The sequence below is a fragment of the Frankia sp. BMG5.60 genome (assembly GCF_059428125.1).
This window is the reverse complement of sequence record NZ_CM182091.1, coordinates 2,745,111-2,762,103: the sequence shown is the minus strand read 5'-3', so window position 1 is coordinate 2,762,103 and position 16,993 is coordinate 2,745,111. Positions and strand designations below refer to the sequence as shown.

Below are 16,993 nucleotides of genomic sequence, written 5' to 3'. Positions count from 1 at the left end.
AGTGACTTGGGCCCGAGCGGAGCCGGTCTCCGCACTGCCCGGCTAAAGCCGGCGGGCGAGGATCCGGTAGGCGTTCGCGCGCGAGCCCGACGTCAGATAGGGGCGGCTCACCTCGTCCAGGACCAGGCCGGCGGCGAAGGCCGGCACCAGCGCCGCCCCCGTCAGGGCCCGCACGGCCTGCGCTCGGCCGGGAGGCGCGGCGGTGCGCCAGGCGGCCGACGGCGACGGCGCGAGCCGTTGCAGCAGGCCGTACAGGGCCATCACCGGGTCACCCTTCTGATGCACCTCGCCGAAGCGGGTCTCCTGCACCGCGAAGCCGCGTTCCTGCAGTGCCACGGCCACATTGGCGGCGGGCATCAGGTGTTGGTGCTGCGGGATCAGCCAGCCCGGCCACAGCGCGCCGTACAGCCGGGCCGCCGGGCTGTCGGGATTCGGCACCTCGATGAGCAGATGACCGCCCGGTTCCAGTACTGCCGCGGCCGCATCCAGCTCGGCCCGCGGATCCCTCGTGTGCTCCAGGTAGTGGAACATGCTGATGACGTCGTAGCGCCCTTTGACCTCGGTGGCGAGCTCGGGGAAGAAACCGCGGTAGGCGTGGTCCACCCAGCGCCGCCGGGCGGCCTCCTCGATGCCGGCGCCGATGTCCAGGGCGTCGAACCGGGTCCCCGGCCAGACGGTTCTCGCGACATTGCAGAAATGCCCGTGTCCGCCCCCCACGTCCAGCCAGTTCCGGGGAGTCGGAATGGCCTGGCGGGCGCGGTCGAGGTAGGGCTCCGGGCTGAACCCGAACACTTCCTCCAGCGCCGTTGCGCCGAGTCCGTCGTAGAAGTCCCGGTAATAGAACTCCAGCCCGTCGAGAGACAGCCGCGGGTTCTGGAAGACGTGGCCGCAGGCCGCGCACCGGTCATACCGGAACTCTCCGGGCTTGCCCTGCGCCACGTCGCGGCCGTGCAGGCGGGCGGTGAGCTCGCCGCCGCCGCACCACGGGCAGGTGGAGCGCGGCCGCTCGAAGAAACGGTCGAGGCCGGCGGCGAGGTCCGCCCGGTAGCCGGCGCGCTGGCGGGCGATCTCGGCCGGGTTCGGCCGCCCGCGCGAGCCGCCGACCGTCGCGGCTGCGGCATCCGGTGTGGCCGACGGGTCCGGGAGAGCGCCGAACAGCTCCCGCAGGCGGCCGCCCGACCCGCGTACCTGGGCGGTGGCGACCCGGCGGCGGGTGAGCGCGCTGCGGCGCAGTGTCCCCGACGTCACCCGCACCCGGCCGCCACCGACGATCACCGGCTGTAGCCAGGACATCCCGAGCGCGGCGAGGGCGGCCGGCGGATTGCTCGCCGCGCCGAGCAGGATCGCGCCGTCACGCAAGACGGGCAGGACGCGTCGAGCGGGCTCCCAGGCGTAGGCGGCGCGTTGGACGGGCAGTCGGGTGGCGCCGTCGTCCGGCGCCTGCCCGGCCAGCCCGGGCAGGACGGCGAGGTCGGTGCTGGCCGCGGCGTGCCGCTTGCAGACCTGGATCACCGCGACGAGCTCGGCATCGGCGAAGTCGGAGAGCTCCGGGCGCTCGGCGAGCCGGGGGTCGGCCGCGGCCGGAAGTCCGGTGCGCGCCAGCACCCCGCGATCGACGAGCACCGCCTGGAACGCCCCGCGGCCACGGGCGAGGCGGGCCGCCCGGTAGGTCGCCGGCTCCACCATCCGGGCCAGGTCGAGTACCCGGTGCGCGGCCAGCTCCGCCGGGACCAGGTCGAGCACCTCCAACCCGTGCCGGCGGGCGTGTGCCTCGGCGGCACGGCGCTGCCCTGAGGTGAGCGTCAGTCCGGGTACGGAGAGCAGGACATAAGGGGAGCTCAGCCCGGTACCGGGCGCCCCGGACGCGGCCTTCTCGCCCGCTCCGATCTCGCCCGCTTCGATCACTTCGAGGGCATGCAGCCGGGCGCGCAGCCGGACGGTGTTCAGCCCGATCCCGATCCCGACCGCCACCGGTAGCCAGCCGCGGCGCCTCATGACCATCTGTACTCCTTCGGGCGGTCCGGTGGTGGTCACGGGCCGGTGTCGGGGGGAAGCTCCCGAAAATACGCCCGGCCATCCGGCGCGCCTCGGCGAGACCCTCGATTGATCCGTCTGCGGACGATGACCGCCGACATCGTCCCCGGCCACGCGACATGCCGGCCGACATGCCGGCTCGGCATGTCGATGGGCGCGGGCCGAGCCGGCCCCGACGCCGACTCCGGCCGGGTGCGTGGGCGTGATCGTCGCCGAACCGGCGCGGGGGTCTCACGGGCGGGGGATCCGACCTCGGACACCCGCGGGCGGGTGGATTTGGTGGGGATCCAGGATTCGCCGTTCGCCGCGGCGCAGGGCGCCCGGCGCGATGCCGACCACAGCCGGGGTGGGGGGAGCCTGAAGAGCGGGTGACCGGGATCGAACCGGCATGGCCAGCTTGGAAGGCTGGGGCTCTGCCATTGAGCTACACCCGCGAGGTGATCGGTGCGAGCTTACCCCGTAAGATAAGCGAGCAACGCCTCGGGGCGTAGCGTAGTGGCTAGCGCGCCTGCTTTGGGTGCAGGAGATCGGGAGTTCGAGTCTCCCCGCCCCGACCGATAGCCTCGGCGTGTCACCCCGTCCAACGTCGTACCAGGAGACCGCCGCGCCGTGAAGGCCACCAAGGAGACCCTCAGCCCGACCCGGGTCAAGCTCACCGTCGAGGTGCCCTTCGACGAGCTCAAGCCCTCGCTCGACGCCACCTACCGCAAGCTGGCCCGCCAGGTCCGCGTCTCCGGCTTCCGGCCGGGCAAGGTTCCGCCGCGGATCCTCGACCAGCGCCTCGGTCGTGGCGTGATCCTGGACGAGGCGGTCCAGGAGGCGCTGCCGCAGCTCTACTCCGAGGCCGTGCAGGCCGAGGAGGTCGACGTGCTGTCGCGCCCCGAGGTGGACATCACCGAGTTCGCCGACGGCGGCCAGCTCGTGTTCACCGCCGAGGTGGACGTCCGTCCCGAGGTGGCGCTGCCGGAGTTCGCCGACCTGTCGGTCACGGTGGACGCCGTCGAGGTCACCGACGAGCAGGTCGAGGAGCAGCTCGGCGCACTACGCGACCGGTTCGCCCAGCTTCAGCCGGTCGAGCGGGCGGTGCAGACGGGCGACTTCGTCTCGCTCGACCTGTCCGCGCAGGCCGACGGCAAGCCGATCGAGGGCGCCGAGGCGACGGGGCTGTCCTACGAGGTCGGCAGCGGCAACCTCATCGAGGGTCTGGACGAGGCGATCGTCGGTGCCGCCGACGGCGAGTCCCGCACGTTCACCACGGAGCTGCTGGCGGGCGAGCAGGCGGGCCAGCAGGCCGAGGTGACCGCGACGGTGCGCGGGGTCAAGGAGAAGGAGCTCCCCGCCCTCGACGACGACTTCGCCACCACCGCCAGCGAGTTCGACACGCTCGACGACCTGCGCGCCGACGTGCGCAGCCGGCTGGAGCAGTCGCGGCGCACCGAGCAGGTCGGGCAGGCCCGGGAGAAGCTGCTGGAAAGCCTGCTGGAGCGGGTCGAGGTACCCGTCCCGGACTCCCTGCTCGTGGGCGAGATCGAGGCCCGGGAGCACCGGCTGTCCCACGAGCTGGAGAACATCGGCACTGACCGCGCGACCTACCTGGAGACGCTCGGCCAGTCCGCCGAGGAGTTCGACGCCGAGGTCCGCGAGACCGCGGGCAAGGCGATCCGCTCCCAGTTCATCCTCGACGCGGTCATCGACGCCGAGTCGATCGGCATCGACCAGGGCGAGCTCATGGAGCAGGTGATCTACCGCGCCCAGCGCTCGGGCCTGCAGCCCGACGTCTACGCCCAGCAGCTCGCCCAGGGCGAGGGGCTGCAGGCGCTGATGGCCGACGTCCTGCGGACCAAGGCGCTGTTCCTGCTGCTGGAGAACGCCAAGGTCGTCGACGGGGAGGGCAACCCGGTGGAGCTCGCGCTCCCGGCCCGCCCGGCGCCGGACGCCGACGAGGACGACGACCACGAGGGCCACGACCACGAGGGCCACGATCACGAGGGCCACGACCACGACCACGCCGACCATGACCACGCCGGTGGCGAGGCCGCGGCGGAGTCGGCCGAGGCACCGGCCGCGACCGCGGCGGGCGACAGCGGGGACCGCGACATCTGACCTTGCGGCAGACCGGGGCGGCTCGCGGCGCACCGATCTCGGCTCTCCAGGCGGCCCCCGGACTCGGTCCGGGGGCTGCCTGGCGTTACCGGCGGCCCTCGGGGGGCCCTCGCCGGAGACCGGCGGGCGGTGTCGCGCGGGCGTCCGGACTGGCCGGTCCTCACGCCCAGCGCGAACATCGAGCCTGAAGGGCGAGAACTTGCGCGTGTCACAGATAGTGTCGAGCCGGTCAATCAGCCGCCCCATGTGAGGAAGCCGAGGAGCTGACCGTGAGTAACCTCGCAGTTCCGCGCCTACCAGTTCCGGGTCCGGAGCTCCGTTCGCCCGGCCAGGGTGGACCCGCCTTCGACGACCAGGTGTTCAACCGCCTGCTGGCCAACCGGATCGTCTTCCTCGGATCGGTGGTCGAGGACTCGATCGCCAACGCGATCTGCGCGCAGCTACTGCTGCTCAACGCGGAGGACCCGACCCGGGACATCTTCCTCTACATCAACTCGCCGGGTGGGTCCGTGAGCGCCGGTATGGCGATCTACGACACCATGCAGTTCGTCGAGAACGATGTCGCGACGGTGTCGCTCGGCCTCGCCGCGTCGATGGGCCAGTTCCTGCTCTGCGCCGGGGCGCCGGGCAAGCGCTACTCGTTGCCGCACGCGCGGATCATGATGCACCAGCCGTCGGGAGGGATCGGGGGTACCGCCTCCGACATCGCCATCCAGGCGGAGCAGATGCTCTACACCAAGCGGATGATGCAGGAGCGCATCGCGTTCCACACCGGGCAGCCGATCGAGCAGATCGAGCGCGACTCCGACCGGGACCGGTGGTTCACCGCCGAGGAGGCCAAGGACTACGGGTTCGTCGACCACGTGGTCCAGCAGGCCCGCCAGGTTCCCAGCGAGGGGCCGGTGAGCTGAGCGGGCAGCCCGCTCACCGGACCGAACCCGTCATCCGTCCCCGGAGGCAGCCATCATGTTCCACGAGACGCTCTACCAGCAGATGAGGTCTGAGCAGGCCCGCCAGGCCGCCGGCCAGCCGCAGGGCCGCTACGTCCTGCCGAACATCATCGAGAAGACCTCCCGCGGCGAGTACGGCATGGACCCGTACTCGAAGCTGCTCAAGGAGCGGATCGTCTTCCTCGGCGTGCAGATCGACGATGTGTCGGCGAACGACGTGATGGCGCAGTTGCTGTTCCTGGAGTCGGAGGATCCGGACCGGGACATCTCGATCTACATCAATTCGCCGGGTGGGTCGTTCACGTCGTTGACGGCGATCTACGACACGATGCAGTTCGTGCGGCCGGACATCTCGACGATCTGCATGGGGCAGGCGGCGTCGGCGGCGGCCGTGCTGCTGGCGGCGGGGACGCCGGGTAAGCGGTTCGCGCTGGAGAACAGCCGGATCCTGATCCACCAGCCCTCGGCGCAGGGGGAGGGCCAGTCCAGCGACATCGAGATCCAGGCCCGCGAGATCCTGCGGATGCGTGCGCTGCTGGAGCGGATGCTTGCCACCCACACCGGCAAGAAGGAAGAGGACATCCGCAAGGACATCGAGCGGGACAAGATCTTCAGCGCCGACGAGGCCAAGGAGTACGGCCTGATCGACGAGGTCATCAAGACCCGCAAGTCCTCGCGGCTCGCCACCACGCGCTAGCGGCGGGTCCCGGACGCGTGCTGGACGACGGGCGCTCACCGGCCTCCCGGCGCGGGCCGGGGCGCCGGTCGGGCGCCTCGCGCGCCCACCGGCCGAGGCCTCGCGCGGCGCGATGCCGCGCGAGGTCGGCGGCGTGGCGCGGGGCGGTCGGGGGCCGGTTCGCGCGACGCGCCGACAGGTCGAATGCGGTCAGCGTCTCGACGTCCGTGACGCGTTGGCCTTATGGGACTGCGCGGACGCGCGAGGACGGCCATGGTGACCGTAGGCTGACCGGTATGAGCCGAGCGATAGGGCACTCACCGGGCCGCTCGGCGGGGTACCGTCCCCACGGGGATGGTTGCAGGCAGACACGCGACGACCGGGCGGTGTCAACCGCCCCTGACACGCAGGCGACACCATCGTCTGGACGAAGGGACTGAGTCCTCGGTGGCACGCATCGGTGATGGCGGTGACCTGCTCAAGTGCTCGTTCTGCGGTAAGTCGCAGAAGCAGGTGAAAAAGCTCATCGCCGGCCCTGGCGTCTACATCTGTGACGAGTGCATCGATCTGTGTAACGAGATCATCGAGGAGGAGCTCTCCGAGTCCTCCGAGCTGAAGTGGGACGAGCTCCCCAAGCCCCGCGAGATCTACGAGTTCCTCGACAGCTACGTCGTGGGGCAGGAGACGGCGAAGAAGACCCTCTCCGTCGCGGTCTACAACCACTACAAGCGGGTGCAGGCCGGTGGCTCGGGCGGGGGCGGCGGCGCCGAGGGCGGCAAGGCTGAGGTCGAGCTCGCCAAGAGCAACATCCTGCTGCTCGGCCCGACCGGGTGCGGCAAGACGCTGCTGGCCCAGACGCTGGCGCGGATGCTCAACGTCCCGTTCGCCATCGCCGACGCGACCGCGCTGACCGAGGCGGGCTACGTCGGCGAGGACGTCGAGAACATTCTGCTCAAGCTGATCCAGGCCGCCGACTATGACGTCAAAAAGGCCGAAACCGGGATTATCTATATCGACGAGGTCGACAAGATCGCCCGTAAGTCGGAGAATCCCAGCATCACCCGGGACGTGTCCGGCGAGGGCGTCCAGCAGGCCCTGCTGAAGATCCTGGAAGGGACCACCGCGAGCGTGCCGCCGCAGGGCGGTCGCAAGCACCCGCACCAGGAGTTCATCCAGATCGACACGACGAACGTCCTGTTCATCGTGGGCGGGGCCTTCGCCGGGCTGGACCGGATCATCGAGTCGCGGATCGGCAAGAAGTCGCTGGGCTTCCGTGCCGTGCTGCACGGCAAGGACGACCCGGACGCCTCCGACGTCTTCGGCGACATCATGCCCGAGGATCTGCTCAAGTACGGCATGATCCCGGAGTTCATCGGCCGGCTGCCGGTCATCACCAGCGTGTCCAACCTGGACCGCGAGGCGCTGATCCGGATCCTCACCGAGCCGAAGAACGCCCTGGTCCGGCAGTACAAGCGGCTGTTCGAGCTGGACAGCGTCGATCTCGACTTCACCTCCGACGCGCTGGAGGCCATCGCCGACCAGGCGATCCTGCGCGGCACCGGCGCCCGCGGCCTGCGGGCGATCATGGAGGAGGTGCTGCTGTCGGTGATGTACGACATCCCGAGCCGCAAGGACGTCGCTCGAGTCGTCGTCACCCGCGAGGTCGTCCTGGAGCACGTCAACCCCACGCTCGTGCCGCGGGACGTCGCCTCGAAGCGGGCGCCCCGCCAGGAGAAGTCTGCCTGAGGCCGTAGCCGGGCCGGGGCGGGACGGGACTCCAGCGCCCGCCCCGCCCCGTCCCGGCTCCGGATCAGCCCGGCGACTACCCCGCCAGCGCCCGCCGCGCCTCGGTGAGGTGGTAGAACGACCCGGTCACCAGGATCGCCCCGGTCGTCCCCGCCCGCCGCCGGGCGAGCCGCACCGCGGCCGCGATCCCGGGGACGCTCTGCGCGGGGATCGCCCACCGCCGCGCCGCCGCAGCGACCTGCTCGGCCGGGATCGCCCGCGGGGACGCCGGTTCGCAGCAGATCAGCGAGTCGATCCGCTGACCGCGCAGCTCCGCCAGGGTGGCGGCGAAGTCGTGGCCGCGCAGCGCGCCGTAGACGACCGTCCAACGCCGTGCCGGGAACTCCTCGGTGAGCGAGCGGGCCAGCGCCGCCGCCGCCGCCGGGTTGTGGGCGCCGTCGAGCACGCGCAACGGTGCCGTCCCGACGATCTCCAGCCGGCCGGGCGCCCGCACCGAGCCGAGGCCGGCCCGGACCGCCTCGGCGGGCAGCGGCCGGCCGAGGAACGCCTCCACCGCCGCCAGCGCGCACGCGGCGTTCGCCTCCTGGTAGGCGCCGTGCAGCGACAGCAGGACGTCGTCGTAGCGACCGGCGGGGGTGCGCAGGTCGCCGCGGCGGCCGGCGGGGTCGGGACGGCCGCCGGACATGGCGAAGTCGCGGCCGAGGCGCAGGACCCGGGCCGCCGGCGTCCGCGTGAAGACGTCGTCGAAACGGGCGTCGACCTCGCCGAGCACGAGGTCCGCGCCGGGCTTGACGATGCCGGCCTTCTCCCGGGCCACCCCGGCCAGGCTCCCCGCGTAGTCGAGATGGTCCGCGCCGATGCCGGTGACGACCGCGACGCGGCCGTCGGCGATGTTCGTGGCGTCCCACCGGCCGAGCAGCCCGACCTCGACCACCGCGGCGTCGACGGCCTGGTCGGCGAACCAGTGGAACGCCGCGGCCGTCAGCAGCTCGAAGAAGGTCGGGCGGTCCGCCATCGGCGCGGCCGCGTCCACCGCGGCGCCGACGCAGCGGGCGAACTCGCCGTCGTCGATCGGCCGGCCGTCGACGACCAGCCGCTCGTTCGTCCGTTCCAGGTGTGGGCTGGTGTACTGGCCGACGCGCAGGCCCGCGGCGCCGAGCAGGGCCGAGGTGATCCGCGCCGTCGACGTCTTCCCGTTCGTGCCGGTCAGATGGATCATCGCGCCCCGGTTCTGCGGGTCGCCGAGCCGGCGGGCCAGCTCTCGCATCCGGTCCAGGCTCGGCACCGGCGGCTCGGCCGTGATCGCCTGCTTCTCCAGGTCCACCGAGCTGGCCAGGGCGGCGCATGCCGCGTCGTAGGTCCACGTCACCTGCTGTTCCCGCCTCCTTCACCCGCGCTCGACAGTAGCGACTCGCGCAACCCGGACGAGTTGGCTGTGCGGCCGGCGACAGTCGACGGGCAGGTCGGTGGGCCGCCGGGGTGCCCGGGGACGGCCGGTCGTCCGGACTCGTAGGATCGGGGCCGTGACAGGCGCCGCGGCGAACGCCGGCACCACCTCGACGTCCGGCGATGCCGCCTGGGCGGGTCCTGCGCGGTTTGCGGCCGCGCACGCGCAGCGCGCCGCCGTCGCGGTTCCGCCGGGACTGGCCCGGCTGCGCCGCCTGCTGGACCTGCTCGGTCAGCCGCAGCGGGCCTTCCCCAGCATCGTGGTCGCGGGGTCCGTCGGGAAGAGCTCCACCGTGGCCGCCATCACCGCGCTGCTCGACTCGTTCGGCCTCCGCGCGGGCTCCCTGCGGTCGCCCGGCTGGCTCGGCAGCGCCCAGCAGGTGGGCCTGACCGGCGCGGCGATCTCGCCCGAAGTGCTCGAGGCCGCCTTCGCCGACATCGCGCCGTACCTGCCACTGATCGAGGACGACGGCCAGCTGAGCGCCTTCGAGCTGCTCGCGGCCGTCGCCTTCGCCGCGTTCGCGGACGCCCCGGTCGACGTGGCCGTCGTCGAGTCGGGCTGGGACGGCTCCGCGGAGCTCGGCGACCTGGCCGACCTGCTCGACGCGCCGGTGGCCGCGATCACCCCGGTGACGGCCGTCGGCGCGGACGGCGTCGCCGGGGTGAGCCCGCTCGACGCCTTTGACACCGCCGACGCCGTCGACGCCGCCGTGCTCGCCGGCGACACTGACGCCGCCGAGGCGGAGCTCGCCCGGATCGCCGCTCGGGTCGGCTCGGCCATCCGGGCGGACACCCTCGTCGTGCTCGCCCAGCAGGTCCTGCCGGTCGCGCAGGCGTTGCTACGGCGGGCCGCCGGCAGCGGGGCGACGGTGGCCCGGGAGGGCATGGAGTTCGGCGTGCTCGGCCGCCGCATCGCCGTCGGCGGGCAGATGGTCACGCTGAAGGGGCTCGGTGGCACGTATGACGAGCTCTTCCTGCCTCTGCACGGCGCCCATCAGGCGCACGACGCCGCCGTCGCGCTCGCCGCCGTCGAGGCGTTCCTGGGCGGTGGTCGCGGCGCCCTCGACCTCGACGCGGTCCGGGCGGGCCTTGCCCAGGTGGACGCCCGGGGCCGGCTGGAGGTCGTGCGCCGATCACCGACGATCGTGCTCGACGTCGCCCAGGACCCCCTCGGCGCGGCGGCCCTCGCGGGCGCGCTCGACGAGGCGTTCAGCTTCGACGTACTCGTCGGCGTGGTCGCCGTCGACGGCGACGAGGCGCTCGCCGCCCGGATCCTGGCCGCGCTCGAACCGGTCCTCGCCACCGTGGTCGTCACGACCGGGGCGACGGCGGCGGCGCTGGGCGTCGACGATCTCGCGGCCGTGGCGACGGGCGTGTTCGGCGCCGACCGGGTCGAGATCGCCCCCCGGCTCGACGACGCGGTCGACGACGCGGTCCGGCTCGCCGAGGAGGACGCGGACCTGGGCGGAGCCGGCGTGCTGGTGACTGGTTCGGCCCCCGTTGTGGGTCGGGCGCGGGCGTTGCTGCGGTCCTGAGTTGGCCCGGTTCGGCCATGGTGATGGCGCGGGCACCCTGTAAGTTGACACCGGGCCCGCGGGCCCGTCGAGACGACGAAGTCGATGATCGAGAAGGAGTACCGTGTCCGCCGAGCGCACCCTCATCCTGGTCAAGCCCGATGGCGTCAGCCGTGGCCTCGTCGGTGAGGTGGTCGGCCGGCTGGAGCGCAAGGGGCTCACCCTGGTGGCCCTGGAGCTGCGCACGCTGGAGCGCTCCGTCGCCGAGACGCACTACGGCGAGCACGCCAGCAAGCCCTTCTTCGGTGAGCTGGTCGACTTCATCGTCTCCGGCCCGCTGGTCGCGCTGGTCGCCGAGGGCCCGCGGGCCGTCGAGGCATCGCGTGGGCTGATCGGCGCCACCGACCCGGTGAAGGCCGCGCCAGGCTCGCTGCGCGGCGACTACGCGCTGGAGATCGGCCAGAACCTCGTGCACGGCTCCGACTCGCCGGAGTCCGCCAAGCGCGAGATCGACCTGTTCTTCCCCGGCCTGAGCTGACCTGCGTGAGCTCGTCAGTCCCCACCCGTCCGGCGGGTGCGGACTGACGGGCGCCCATCCTTACTAGCACGGATGGGTGAGTGGTCGCGGCGTGGTCCCGGGCGGACCGGACCGCGCCGTGCGCTCACCGGATTCGGGTGAGTTCCCGGGCGCCGCGCGGCCCCCGGATCCTCTCGTCCGCGGAGCCGTAAACCGGAGTTTGCCGATCGCGGCCTGCCATTTCGCGCCTGCATTGCGTTCTTGGCCGCCCGTCGGGGCCTCGTTGAGGCGCGTTGCGTACCGGGACTGTTACCCATTGATGCCCGCTGGGTCGATCTGACCCAAGGGTGACACGAGCCGCCCCGCGACCGGCCGGGGCGGCGGGGGGCTGCCCGGCGGTCTACCCTTCAAGTACTTGCCCGGAGCGTGTCCGGTGGGTCGCAGTGACCGGCTGTGACGGTCGGTTGCCGCGGTCGTTTCCGCGTGGGGCGCTCCGGGTCGTCCTGCCCGATCTACGAACCCTGTACGTGTTCCACGCGCTTCTCCGGCTCCCTGGCTGGCCGTGCCGTCGGCCGCGCCGGAGGCGGCCAGGACCGCATCCCCCGGGAAGGTCGGTACCCGACGATGTCCAGTTCGCTGTCGTTCCTCGGTCGTGACATGGCCGTCGATCTCGGTACCGCCAACACCCTGGTGTACGTGCGCGGCCGCGGGATCGTCCTCAACGAGCCGAGCGTGGTTGCCATCAACACCACGACCTCGGGCATCCTCGCGGTCGGTACGGACGCCAAGCGGATGATCGGCCGGACCCCCGGGAACGTGGTGGCCGTGCGCCCGTTGAAGGACGGCGTCATCGCCGACTTCGAGACGACCGAGCGGATGCTGCGGTACTTCATCCAGAAGGTGCACCGGCGGCGCCACTTCGCCAAGCCTCGCCTGGTGGTCTGCGTGCCGTCGGGGATCACCGGGGTGGAGCAGCGGGCCGTCAAGGACGCCGGTTACCAGGCCGGCGCCCGCAAGGTGTACATCATCGAGGAGCCGATGGCCGCCGCCATCGGGGCGGGCCTGCCGGTGCACGAGCCGACCGGCAACATGGTCGTCGACATCGGCGGCGGAACGACCGAGGTCGCCGTGATCTCGCTGGGGGGCATCGTCACCAGCCAGTCGATCCGTACCGCGGGCGACGAGCTGGACGTCGCGATCATCTCCTACGTGAAGAAGGAGTACTCGCTGATGCTCGGCGAGCGCACCGCCGAGGAGATCAAGATGGCGATCGGTTCGGCGCACAAGGTGCCTGACGAGCCCAGCGCCGAGATCCGCGGGCGCGACCTCGTCACCGGCCTGCCCAAGACGATCGTGGTGACCGCGGAGGAGATCCGCAAGGCGATCGAGGAGCCGGTCAACGCCGTGATCGACGCGGTGAAGGTGACGCTGGACCGCTGCCCGCCGGAGTTGTCCGGCGACATCATGGACCGCGGCATCGTCCTGACCGGCGGCGGTGCCCTGCTGCGCGGGCTCGATGAGCGGCTGCGGCACGAGACCGGCATGCCCATCCACATCGCCGAGAATCCGCTGCACTCGGTGGCCATGGGCTCGGGCAAGTGCGTCGAGGAGTTCGAGGCGCTTCAGCAGGTACTGATCTCGGAGCCGCGGCGGTAGCGGGCCGCGGCCGCAACCCCCGGCGCGCCCGCTCCCGGGCGGTGTCCGGGACGTCCCCGCCAGTGGGGAATTTCGTGTCAGATCCGGGAACGTCGCGACGATGTGGATCGTCCGACCACAGCGACGGACCGCGCGCGGCGGCCGGCTCCGGCCGTCGCCACCGGCCCGTCGCCACCCGGCCGGTGCCGTGCCCGCCCCGCGGTGAGCGGGCAGGTGCCCCGTGCCGCCCGGCGCCTGCCGTGCGGCGGCGCGGGGCCTGAGAGCTTGTTCGGAGGCTGCTGTGGGGCGTGACACGAGGCGATCCCGCCTGGTGATCGTCGCCCTGCTCATCGCCGCCTTCACCCTGATCACCCTCGACTACAAGACCGGCCGCTCCGCCAGCGGAGCCCGGGGTGTCGTCCACTCGGTCCTCGGTGGCGTCGAGGACGGCGTGACCGCGGTGACCCGGCCGATCGGCCGGACCGCCTCGTCGCTGGGCCACCCGAACCGGTACCACGACCGCGCCGACCGGCTGGCCCAGGAGAACGCCGGGCTGCGTCGCCAGCTCGCCGACAATGCCGAGATCGGCCGGATGTCCAAGCAGCTCGGCGATCTGCGGCTGATCGCGGACAAGGGCCAGTACTCGATCGTGCCGGCCAAGGTCATCGCGGTCGGCGACGTGAGCGGCACGGACTGGACCGTCACCATCAACGCCGGCCGGGACGACGGCGTCGACGTCGACAAGACCGTCCTCAACGCCGACGGGCTCGTCGGCACGATCTCCTCCGCCACGGCACACACCGCCGTGGTCCGCCTCGCCTGCGATCCGGGCAGCCGGGTCGGCGCCCGCCTGGAACGCACCCAGTTGCTCGGCGCCGTGGCGGGCGGCCAGGGGCCGAGCACGTTGACCTTCACCCTGTACGACGCCTCCTACCGGGTGCAGAAGGGCGACCGGCTGGTGACCTTCGGCAGCATGGACTACGTCGCCGGCGTGCCGATCGGCGTCGTCACCAAGGTCACCGACGTCGGCGGGCTGTCCCGGACGGCGGAGGTCAAGCCGTACGTGTCGGTCGGGACGCTCGACCTCGTCGGCGTGGTCGTCGGCCGGCCGGCGGCCGACCCGGGCGACCGCCTGCTGGCGCCGCAGTCGGTGCCGACCCAGCCGGCACCGACCCCGCCGGCCGCCCAGCCACCCGCCTCCGGAACGACCGCCTCCGGCACGGCCACTCCCGGCACGGCCACTCCCGGCACGGCCACTCCCGGTGCGGCCACTCCCGGAACGGCCACTTTCGGCGCCGTCCGCCCCGGCCAGGGCGGGACGGGCTGAGCCGGCATGTGGGACATCGCCGGCTCCGCGGACACCCTGCGCGCCCGCAGCTTCGTCGCCGCGATCACGCTGCTGTCGGTCGCGCTCGTCGTGCAGGTCTCGATCGTCGCCCGGTTGGGCCTGCCCGGCGGCCGGCTGGATCTCGTGCTCATCCTGCTGGCGGCGATCTCGCTGATTGAAGGACCGCTGGTCGGGGCGGTCAGTGGGTTCGTGGTCGGGGTGTTGGCCGATCTGGCGTCAAGTCACGTTCTCGGCCAGTCTGCTCTCGTTATGTGTCTGGTCGGTTACGCTGTCGGCCTGGTGATGGATGCGGCGGAGCGGTCGGTGGCGGTGCCCCTCGCGGCGATCGCCGGGGCCTGCGTGGCGGGCACCCTGGGCTACGCGGCGACGACCTCGATCTTCGGCGAGGCGGCGCTGACCGGCGGTGAGGCGGTCGGCCGCGCGCTGGCCGCCGGCGTCTACGCGGTGCTGCTCACCCCGTTCCTGTTCCCGCTGCTGGCCGCGGGCTCCCGGCGGTTGTCCGGCCGCCCCCGGCGGGGCGGCCGATGAACGACCGGATGCGCATCCGCGTCCTGCTGCTGCGTGTGCTGGTGCTGTCGCTGCTCGCGACCCTGGGTGCGCGGCTGTGGGTGCTGCAGATCCTTGACGGGGACCACTACCGCCAGGTCGCCGAGACGAACCGGGTGCGCGAGGTGGTGACCCCCGCGACCCGCGGGATGATTCTCGACGACCGCGGCCAGCCCCTGGTCCGCAACCGCACCTCGCTGGTCATCTCGGTGAACCGGTCCGCGACGGACCGGCAGGCCGACCAGGGCAAGGCGGTCCTCGCCCGGCTCGCTGGCGTGATCAACACGCCGGCCGACGAGCTGACCCGGCGGATCAGGTTCTGCACCGCCCAGGTGAAGCCGCCGTGCTGGAACGGCTCGCCCTACCAGCCGGTCCCGGTCGCCAAGGACGTCAGCCCCCAGCAGGCGCTCGCCGTCATCGAACATCCGGACCGCTTCCCGGGCGTGTCGGCAGATCTGCAGGCCGTGCGCGAGTACCCGCACGGCTCACTGGCAGCCCACGAGCTCGGGTACCTCGCCCCGGTCACCCAGGACCAGCTCGACAAGCAGGGCGACGAGAAGGGCTACCACCTCAACAGCCTGATCGGCGTCGCCGGCCTGGAGAGCACGTACGACGACGAGCTGCGCGGCACCGACGGGGTGGAGCGCCTGGAGGTGGACCGGTTCGGCCGGGTGGCCGGCACCGCGTCGACCACCGCGCCGATCAGCGGCGACCACCTTGTGCTCAACCTCGACCTCGGCGTCCAGCAGGCGACCGAGCAGGCGCTGCAGGACACGATCAACCAGCTCGGCGGCGGCAACCGGACCGCGTCGGCGGTCGTCCTCGACGTGCGCACCGGCGGCGTCGTCGCGATGGCCAGCCTGCCCTCGTACAACCCGTCGGTGTTCGTCGGCGGCGTCTCCGAGCAGGACTACCGGGCCCTGTCGGACCCCGCCAACGGCATCCCCCTGCTCTCGCGGGCCTACCAGGGCTCGGGCGCGGCCGGCTCGACCTTCAAGGTCGTCTCCACCGCCGTCGCGATGCAGAACCTGGGCGCCAAGGGCGACCAGCACTTCGACTGTGCCCCGTCGCTGCAGATCGGCGACCAGGTCTTCCACAACTTCGACGGCGAGTCGGCCGGGCCGATCACCCTGCACCAGGCGCTGGTCATCTCCTGCGACGTCATCTTCGACCAGTTCGCCTACGACTCGTGGCTCGCCGACGGCGGCCTGCGCAACGGCCGCGGGCCCTACTCGCCGCCGAAGGAGTACTTCGTCCGGATGGCCCAGGCCATGGGCTTCGGCAAGGCCACCGGCCTGGACCTGCCCGGGGAGGCCAAGGGGTCCGTGGTCGACCGCGCCGGCGCGAAGGCGATCTGGGCGGAGCTGAAGGACTCCTACTGCCGGCGGGCGAAGAACGGCTACCCGGAGGAGTCCGACCCGGTCAAGGCGGAGCGGTTCCGCAAGTACGCGGCCGAGGCGTGCGTGGACGGCTACCTCTACAACGCCGGCGCGGCCACCCAGTTCGCGATCGGCCAGGGGCAGTACCTGTCGCTGAGCCCGCTGCAGCTCGCCACGGCCTACGCCGCGATCGCCAACGGCGGCACCCTGTGGAAGCCCACCCTGGCCAAGGCGGCGGTCGCCTCGGACGGCCGGGTGGTGCAGACCTTCCCGCCGCGCAAGGCCGGGACGCTGCCGGTCTCCCCGGAGATCCTCGCCTACATCCGCAGCGGCCTGGCCGGCGTCACCACCGAGGGCGGCGGCACGGCGACCGGCGTCTTCGGGGACTGGCCGAGCACCATCGTCCCGATCGCCGCCAAGACCGGCACCGCCGAGGTCGAGGGCAAGGGGGACACCTCCTGGTTCGCCTCCTTCGCCCCGGCCAACGACCCGCGCTTCGCCGTCGTGGTGACGATCCCGGACTCCGGCACCGGCGCCGAGTACGCCGCTCCGGTCGCCAAGCGGATCTACCAGGCCATCTACGGCGTCGGCCAGGCGGCGGCGATGCCGGGCGGCCAGCCTCCGGGCGCCCTGCCGAAGATCAACCGGGACGGGACGATCGCGGCGACGTCCGCCGGGGATCGGTTCCCGTCGATCACCCCATCCCCAACAGGGGCCGCCGGGTCGACCACGTCGCCGACCGCGCTGACGTCGCCGGCGTCGCTGTCGGTCCCGGCGTCGCGGGCGGTGCCGGCGACCGGGACCGTTGTGGCGGCGCCGGTGTCGGCGCCCGGACGGGGGCCCGTCGCCGGACCACCGGCCGGCGGCCCGCTCGCGGTGCTGCCCGCGCTGTCGACGACCGCCGACGCCGCCCGCACCGGCCCCGCGCTGGCGACCGGTGCGACCGGCCCGGCCGCCTGGCACCCGGCGCCCGGGAGTGCGGGGCCGCCCGTCGCCGTCGGCGTCCTGTCATCGGCGCCGAGCCGAGCCCCGCCCGCGGGCACCGCGCGCCTGTGACCCGTGCCGCCGGACCGCCCGGCGCCGGCGTGGTCCCGGGTGC

12 protein-coding genes and 2 tRNA genes are annotated in these 16,993 nt (G+C 72.6%); 11 read left to right on the top strand and 3 right to left on the bottom strand.

The features are described 5' to 3' along the window. Window positions 1-42: 42 nt before the first annotated feature. The gene (locus AC5R91_RS11105; RefSeq protein WP_495397943.1) at window positions 43-1,995 is read right to left on the bottom strand and encodes a class I SAM-dependent methyltransferase; all 1,953 of its coding nucleotides are present in this window, start codon (window positions 1,993-1,995) and stop codon (window positions 43-45) included. 402 nt (window positions 1,996-2,397) lie between these two features. Beyond that, a tRNA-Gly gene (locus tag AC5R91_RS11100) sits at window positions 2,398-2,468 on the bottom strand. A 47-nt stretch (window positions 2,469-2,515) separates the two neighbouring features. Between AC5R91_RS11100 and AC5R91_RS11095 the strand changes: the two genes are divergently transcribed. The 5 genes from AC5R91_RS11095 (at window position 2,516) to clpX (ending at window position 7,509) form a co-directional block, all read left to right on the top strand. Beyond that, window positions 2,516-2,588: transfer RNA gene (locus tag AC5R91_RS11095), tRNA-Pro, on the top strand. A 55-nt stretch (window positions 2,589-2,643) separates the two neighbouring features. Next, window positions 2,644-4,137 carry a trigger factor gene (gene tig, locus AC5R91_RS11090; protein ID WP_495397059.1) on the top strand — a complete coding sequence of 498 codons (1,494 nt, stop codon included), beginning with the start codon at window positions 2,644-2,646 and terminating at the stop codon, window positions 4,135-4,137. A 269-nt stretch (window positions 4,138-4,406) separates the two neighbouring features. Then, a complete protein-coding gene (locus AC5R91_RS11085) occupies window positions 4,407-5,048 on the top strand; it encodes an ATP-dependent Clp protease proteolytic subunit (protein WP_011603085.1) in 642 nt (213 codons plus the stop codon). A 55-nt stretch (window positions 5,049-5,103) separates the two neighbouring features. Next, the gene (locus tag AC5R91_RS11080) at window positions 5,104-5,784 is read left to right on the top strand and encodes an ATP-dependent Clp protease proteolytic subunit (RefSeq protein ID WP_495397058.1); all 681 of its coding nucleotides are present in this window, start codon (window positions 5,104-5,106) and stop codon (window positions 5,782-5,784) included. 426 nt (window positions 5,785-6,210) lie between these two features. After that, entirely contained in the window at window positions 6,211-7,509 is a 1,299-nt protein-coding gene (gene clpX / locus AC5R91_RS11075) for an ATP-dependent Clp protease ATP-binding subunit ClpX (protein ID WP_495397056.1), read from the top strand. 76 nt (window positions 7,510-7,585) lie between these two features. Here the strand turns inward: clpX and AC5R91_RS11070 are convergent, their stop codons facing one another. Next, entirely contained in the window at window positions 7,586-8,878 is a 1,293-nt protein-coding gene (locus AC5R91_RS11070; protein WP_495397055.1) for a bifunctional folylpolyglutamate synthase/dihydrofolate synthase, read from the bottom strand. A gap of 154 nt (window positions 8,879-9,032) precedes the next feature. Here AC5R91_RS11070 and AC5R91_RS11065 point away from each other — a divergent pair, with 154 nt between their 5' ends. The 6 genes from AC5R91_RS11065 (at window position 9,033) to mrdA (ending at window position 16,950) form a co-directional block, all read left to right on the top strand. Further along, window positions 9,033-10,490 (top strand): folylpolyglutamate synthase/dihydrofolate synthase family protein, encoded by a 1,458-nt coding sequence (locus AC5R91_RS11065; RefSeq protein ID WP_495397054.1) that lies wholly within the window; start codon window positions 9,033-9,035, stop codon window positions 10,488-10,490. Between the two features lie 103 nt (window positions 10,491-10,593). Further along, the gene (gene ndk / locus AC5R91_RS11060; protein WP_011603090.1) at window positions 10,594-11,007 is read left to right on the top strand and encodes a nucleoside-diphosphate kinase; all 414 of its coding nucleotides are present in this window, start codon (window positions 10,594-10,596) and stop codon (window positions 11,005-11,007) included. 603 nt (window positions 11,008-11,610) lie between these two features. Beyond that, window positions 11,611-12,642: a rod shape-determining protein gene (locus AC5R91_RS11055; RefSeq protein ID WP_009739818.1), complete on the top strand. Its 1,032-nt coding sequence runs from the start codon at window positions 11,611-11,613 to the stop codon at window positions 12,640-12,642. Between the two features lie 280 nt (window positions 12,643-12,922). Next, a complete protein-coding gene (gene mreC / locus AC5R91_RS11050; protein ID WP_495397053.1) occupies window positions 12,923-13,948 on the top strand; it encodes a rod shape-determining protein MreC in 1,026 nt (341 codons plus the stop codon). Between the two features lie 6 nt (window positions 13,949-13,954). Next, a complete protein-coding gene (gene mreD / locus AC5R91_RS11045) occupies window positions 13,955-14,497 on the top strand; it encodes a rod shape-determining protein MreD (protein WP_495397051.1) in 543 nt (180 codons plus the stop codon). Beyond that, on the top strand, window positions 14,494-16,950 hold the full coding sequence (gene mrdA / locus AC5R91_RS11040) for a penicillin-binding protein 2 (protein WP_495397050.1): 2,457 nt from the start codon (window positions 14,494-14,496) through the stop codon (window positions 16,948-16,950). Before mreD ends, mrdA begins: the two co-directional genes overlap by 4 nt. The last annotated feature ends 43 nt before the right edge of the window (window positions 16,951-16,993 follow it).

Excerpts from the sequence above, each read along its gene's own strand:
- AC5R91_RS11105 (WP_495397943.1), bottom strand. The coding sequence starts at position 1,995 with ATGAGGCGCCGCGGCTGGCTACCGGTGGCGGTCGGGATCGGGATCGGG.
- AC5R91_RS11080 (WP_495397058.1), top strand. The coding sequence starts at position 5,104 with ATGTTCCACGAGACGCTCTACCAGCAGATGAGGTCTGAGCAGGCCCGC.
- AC5R91_RS11055 (WP_009739818.1), top strand. The coding sequence starts at position 11,611 with ATGTCCAGTTCGCTGTCGTTCCTCGGTCGTGACATGGCCGTCGATCTC.
- mreD (WP_495397051.1), top strand. The coding sequence starts at position 13,955 with ATGTGGGACATCGCCGGCTCCGCGGACACCCTGCGCGCCCGCAGCTTC.
- mrdA (WP_495397050.1), top strand. The coding sequence starts at position 14,494 with ATGAACGACCGGATGCGCATCCGCGTCCTGCTGCTGCGTGTGCTGGTG.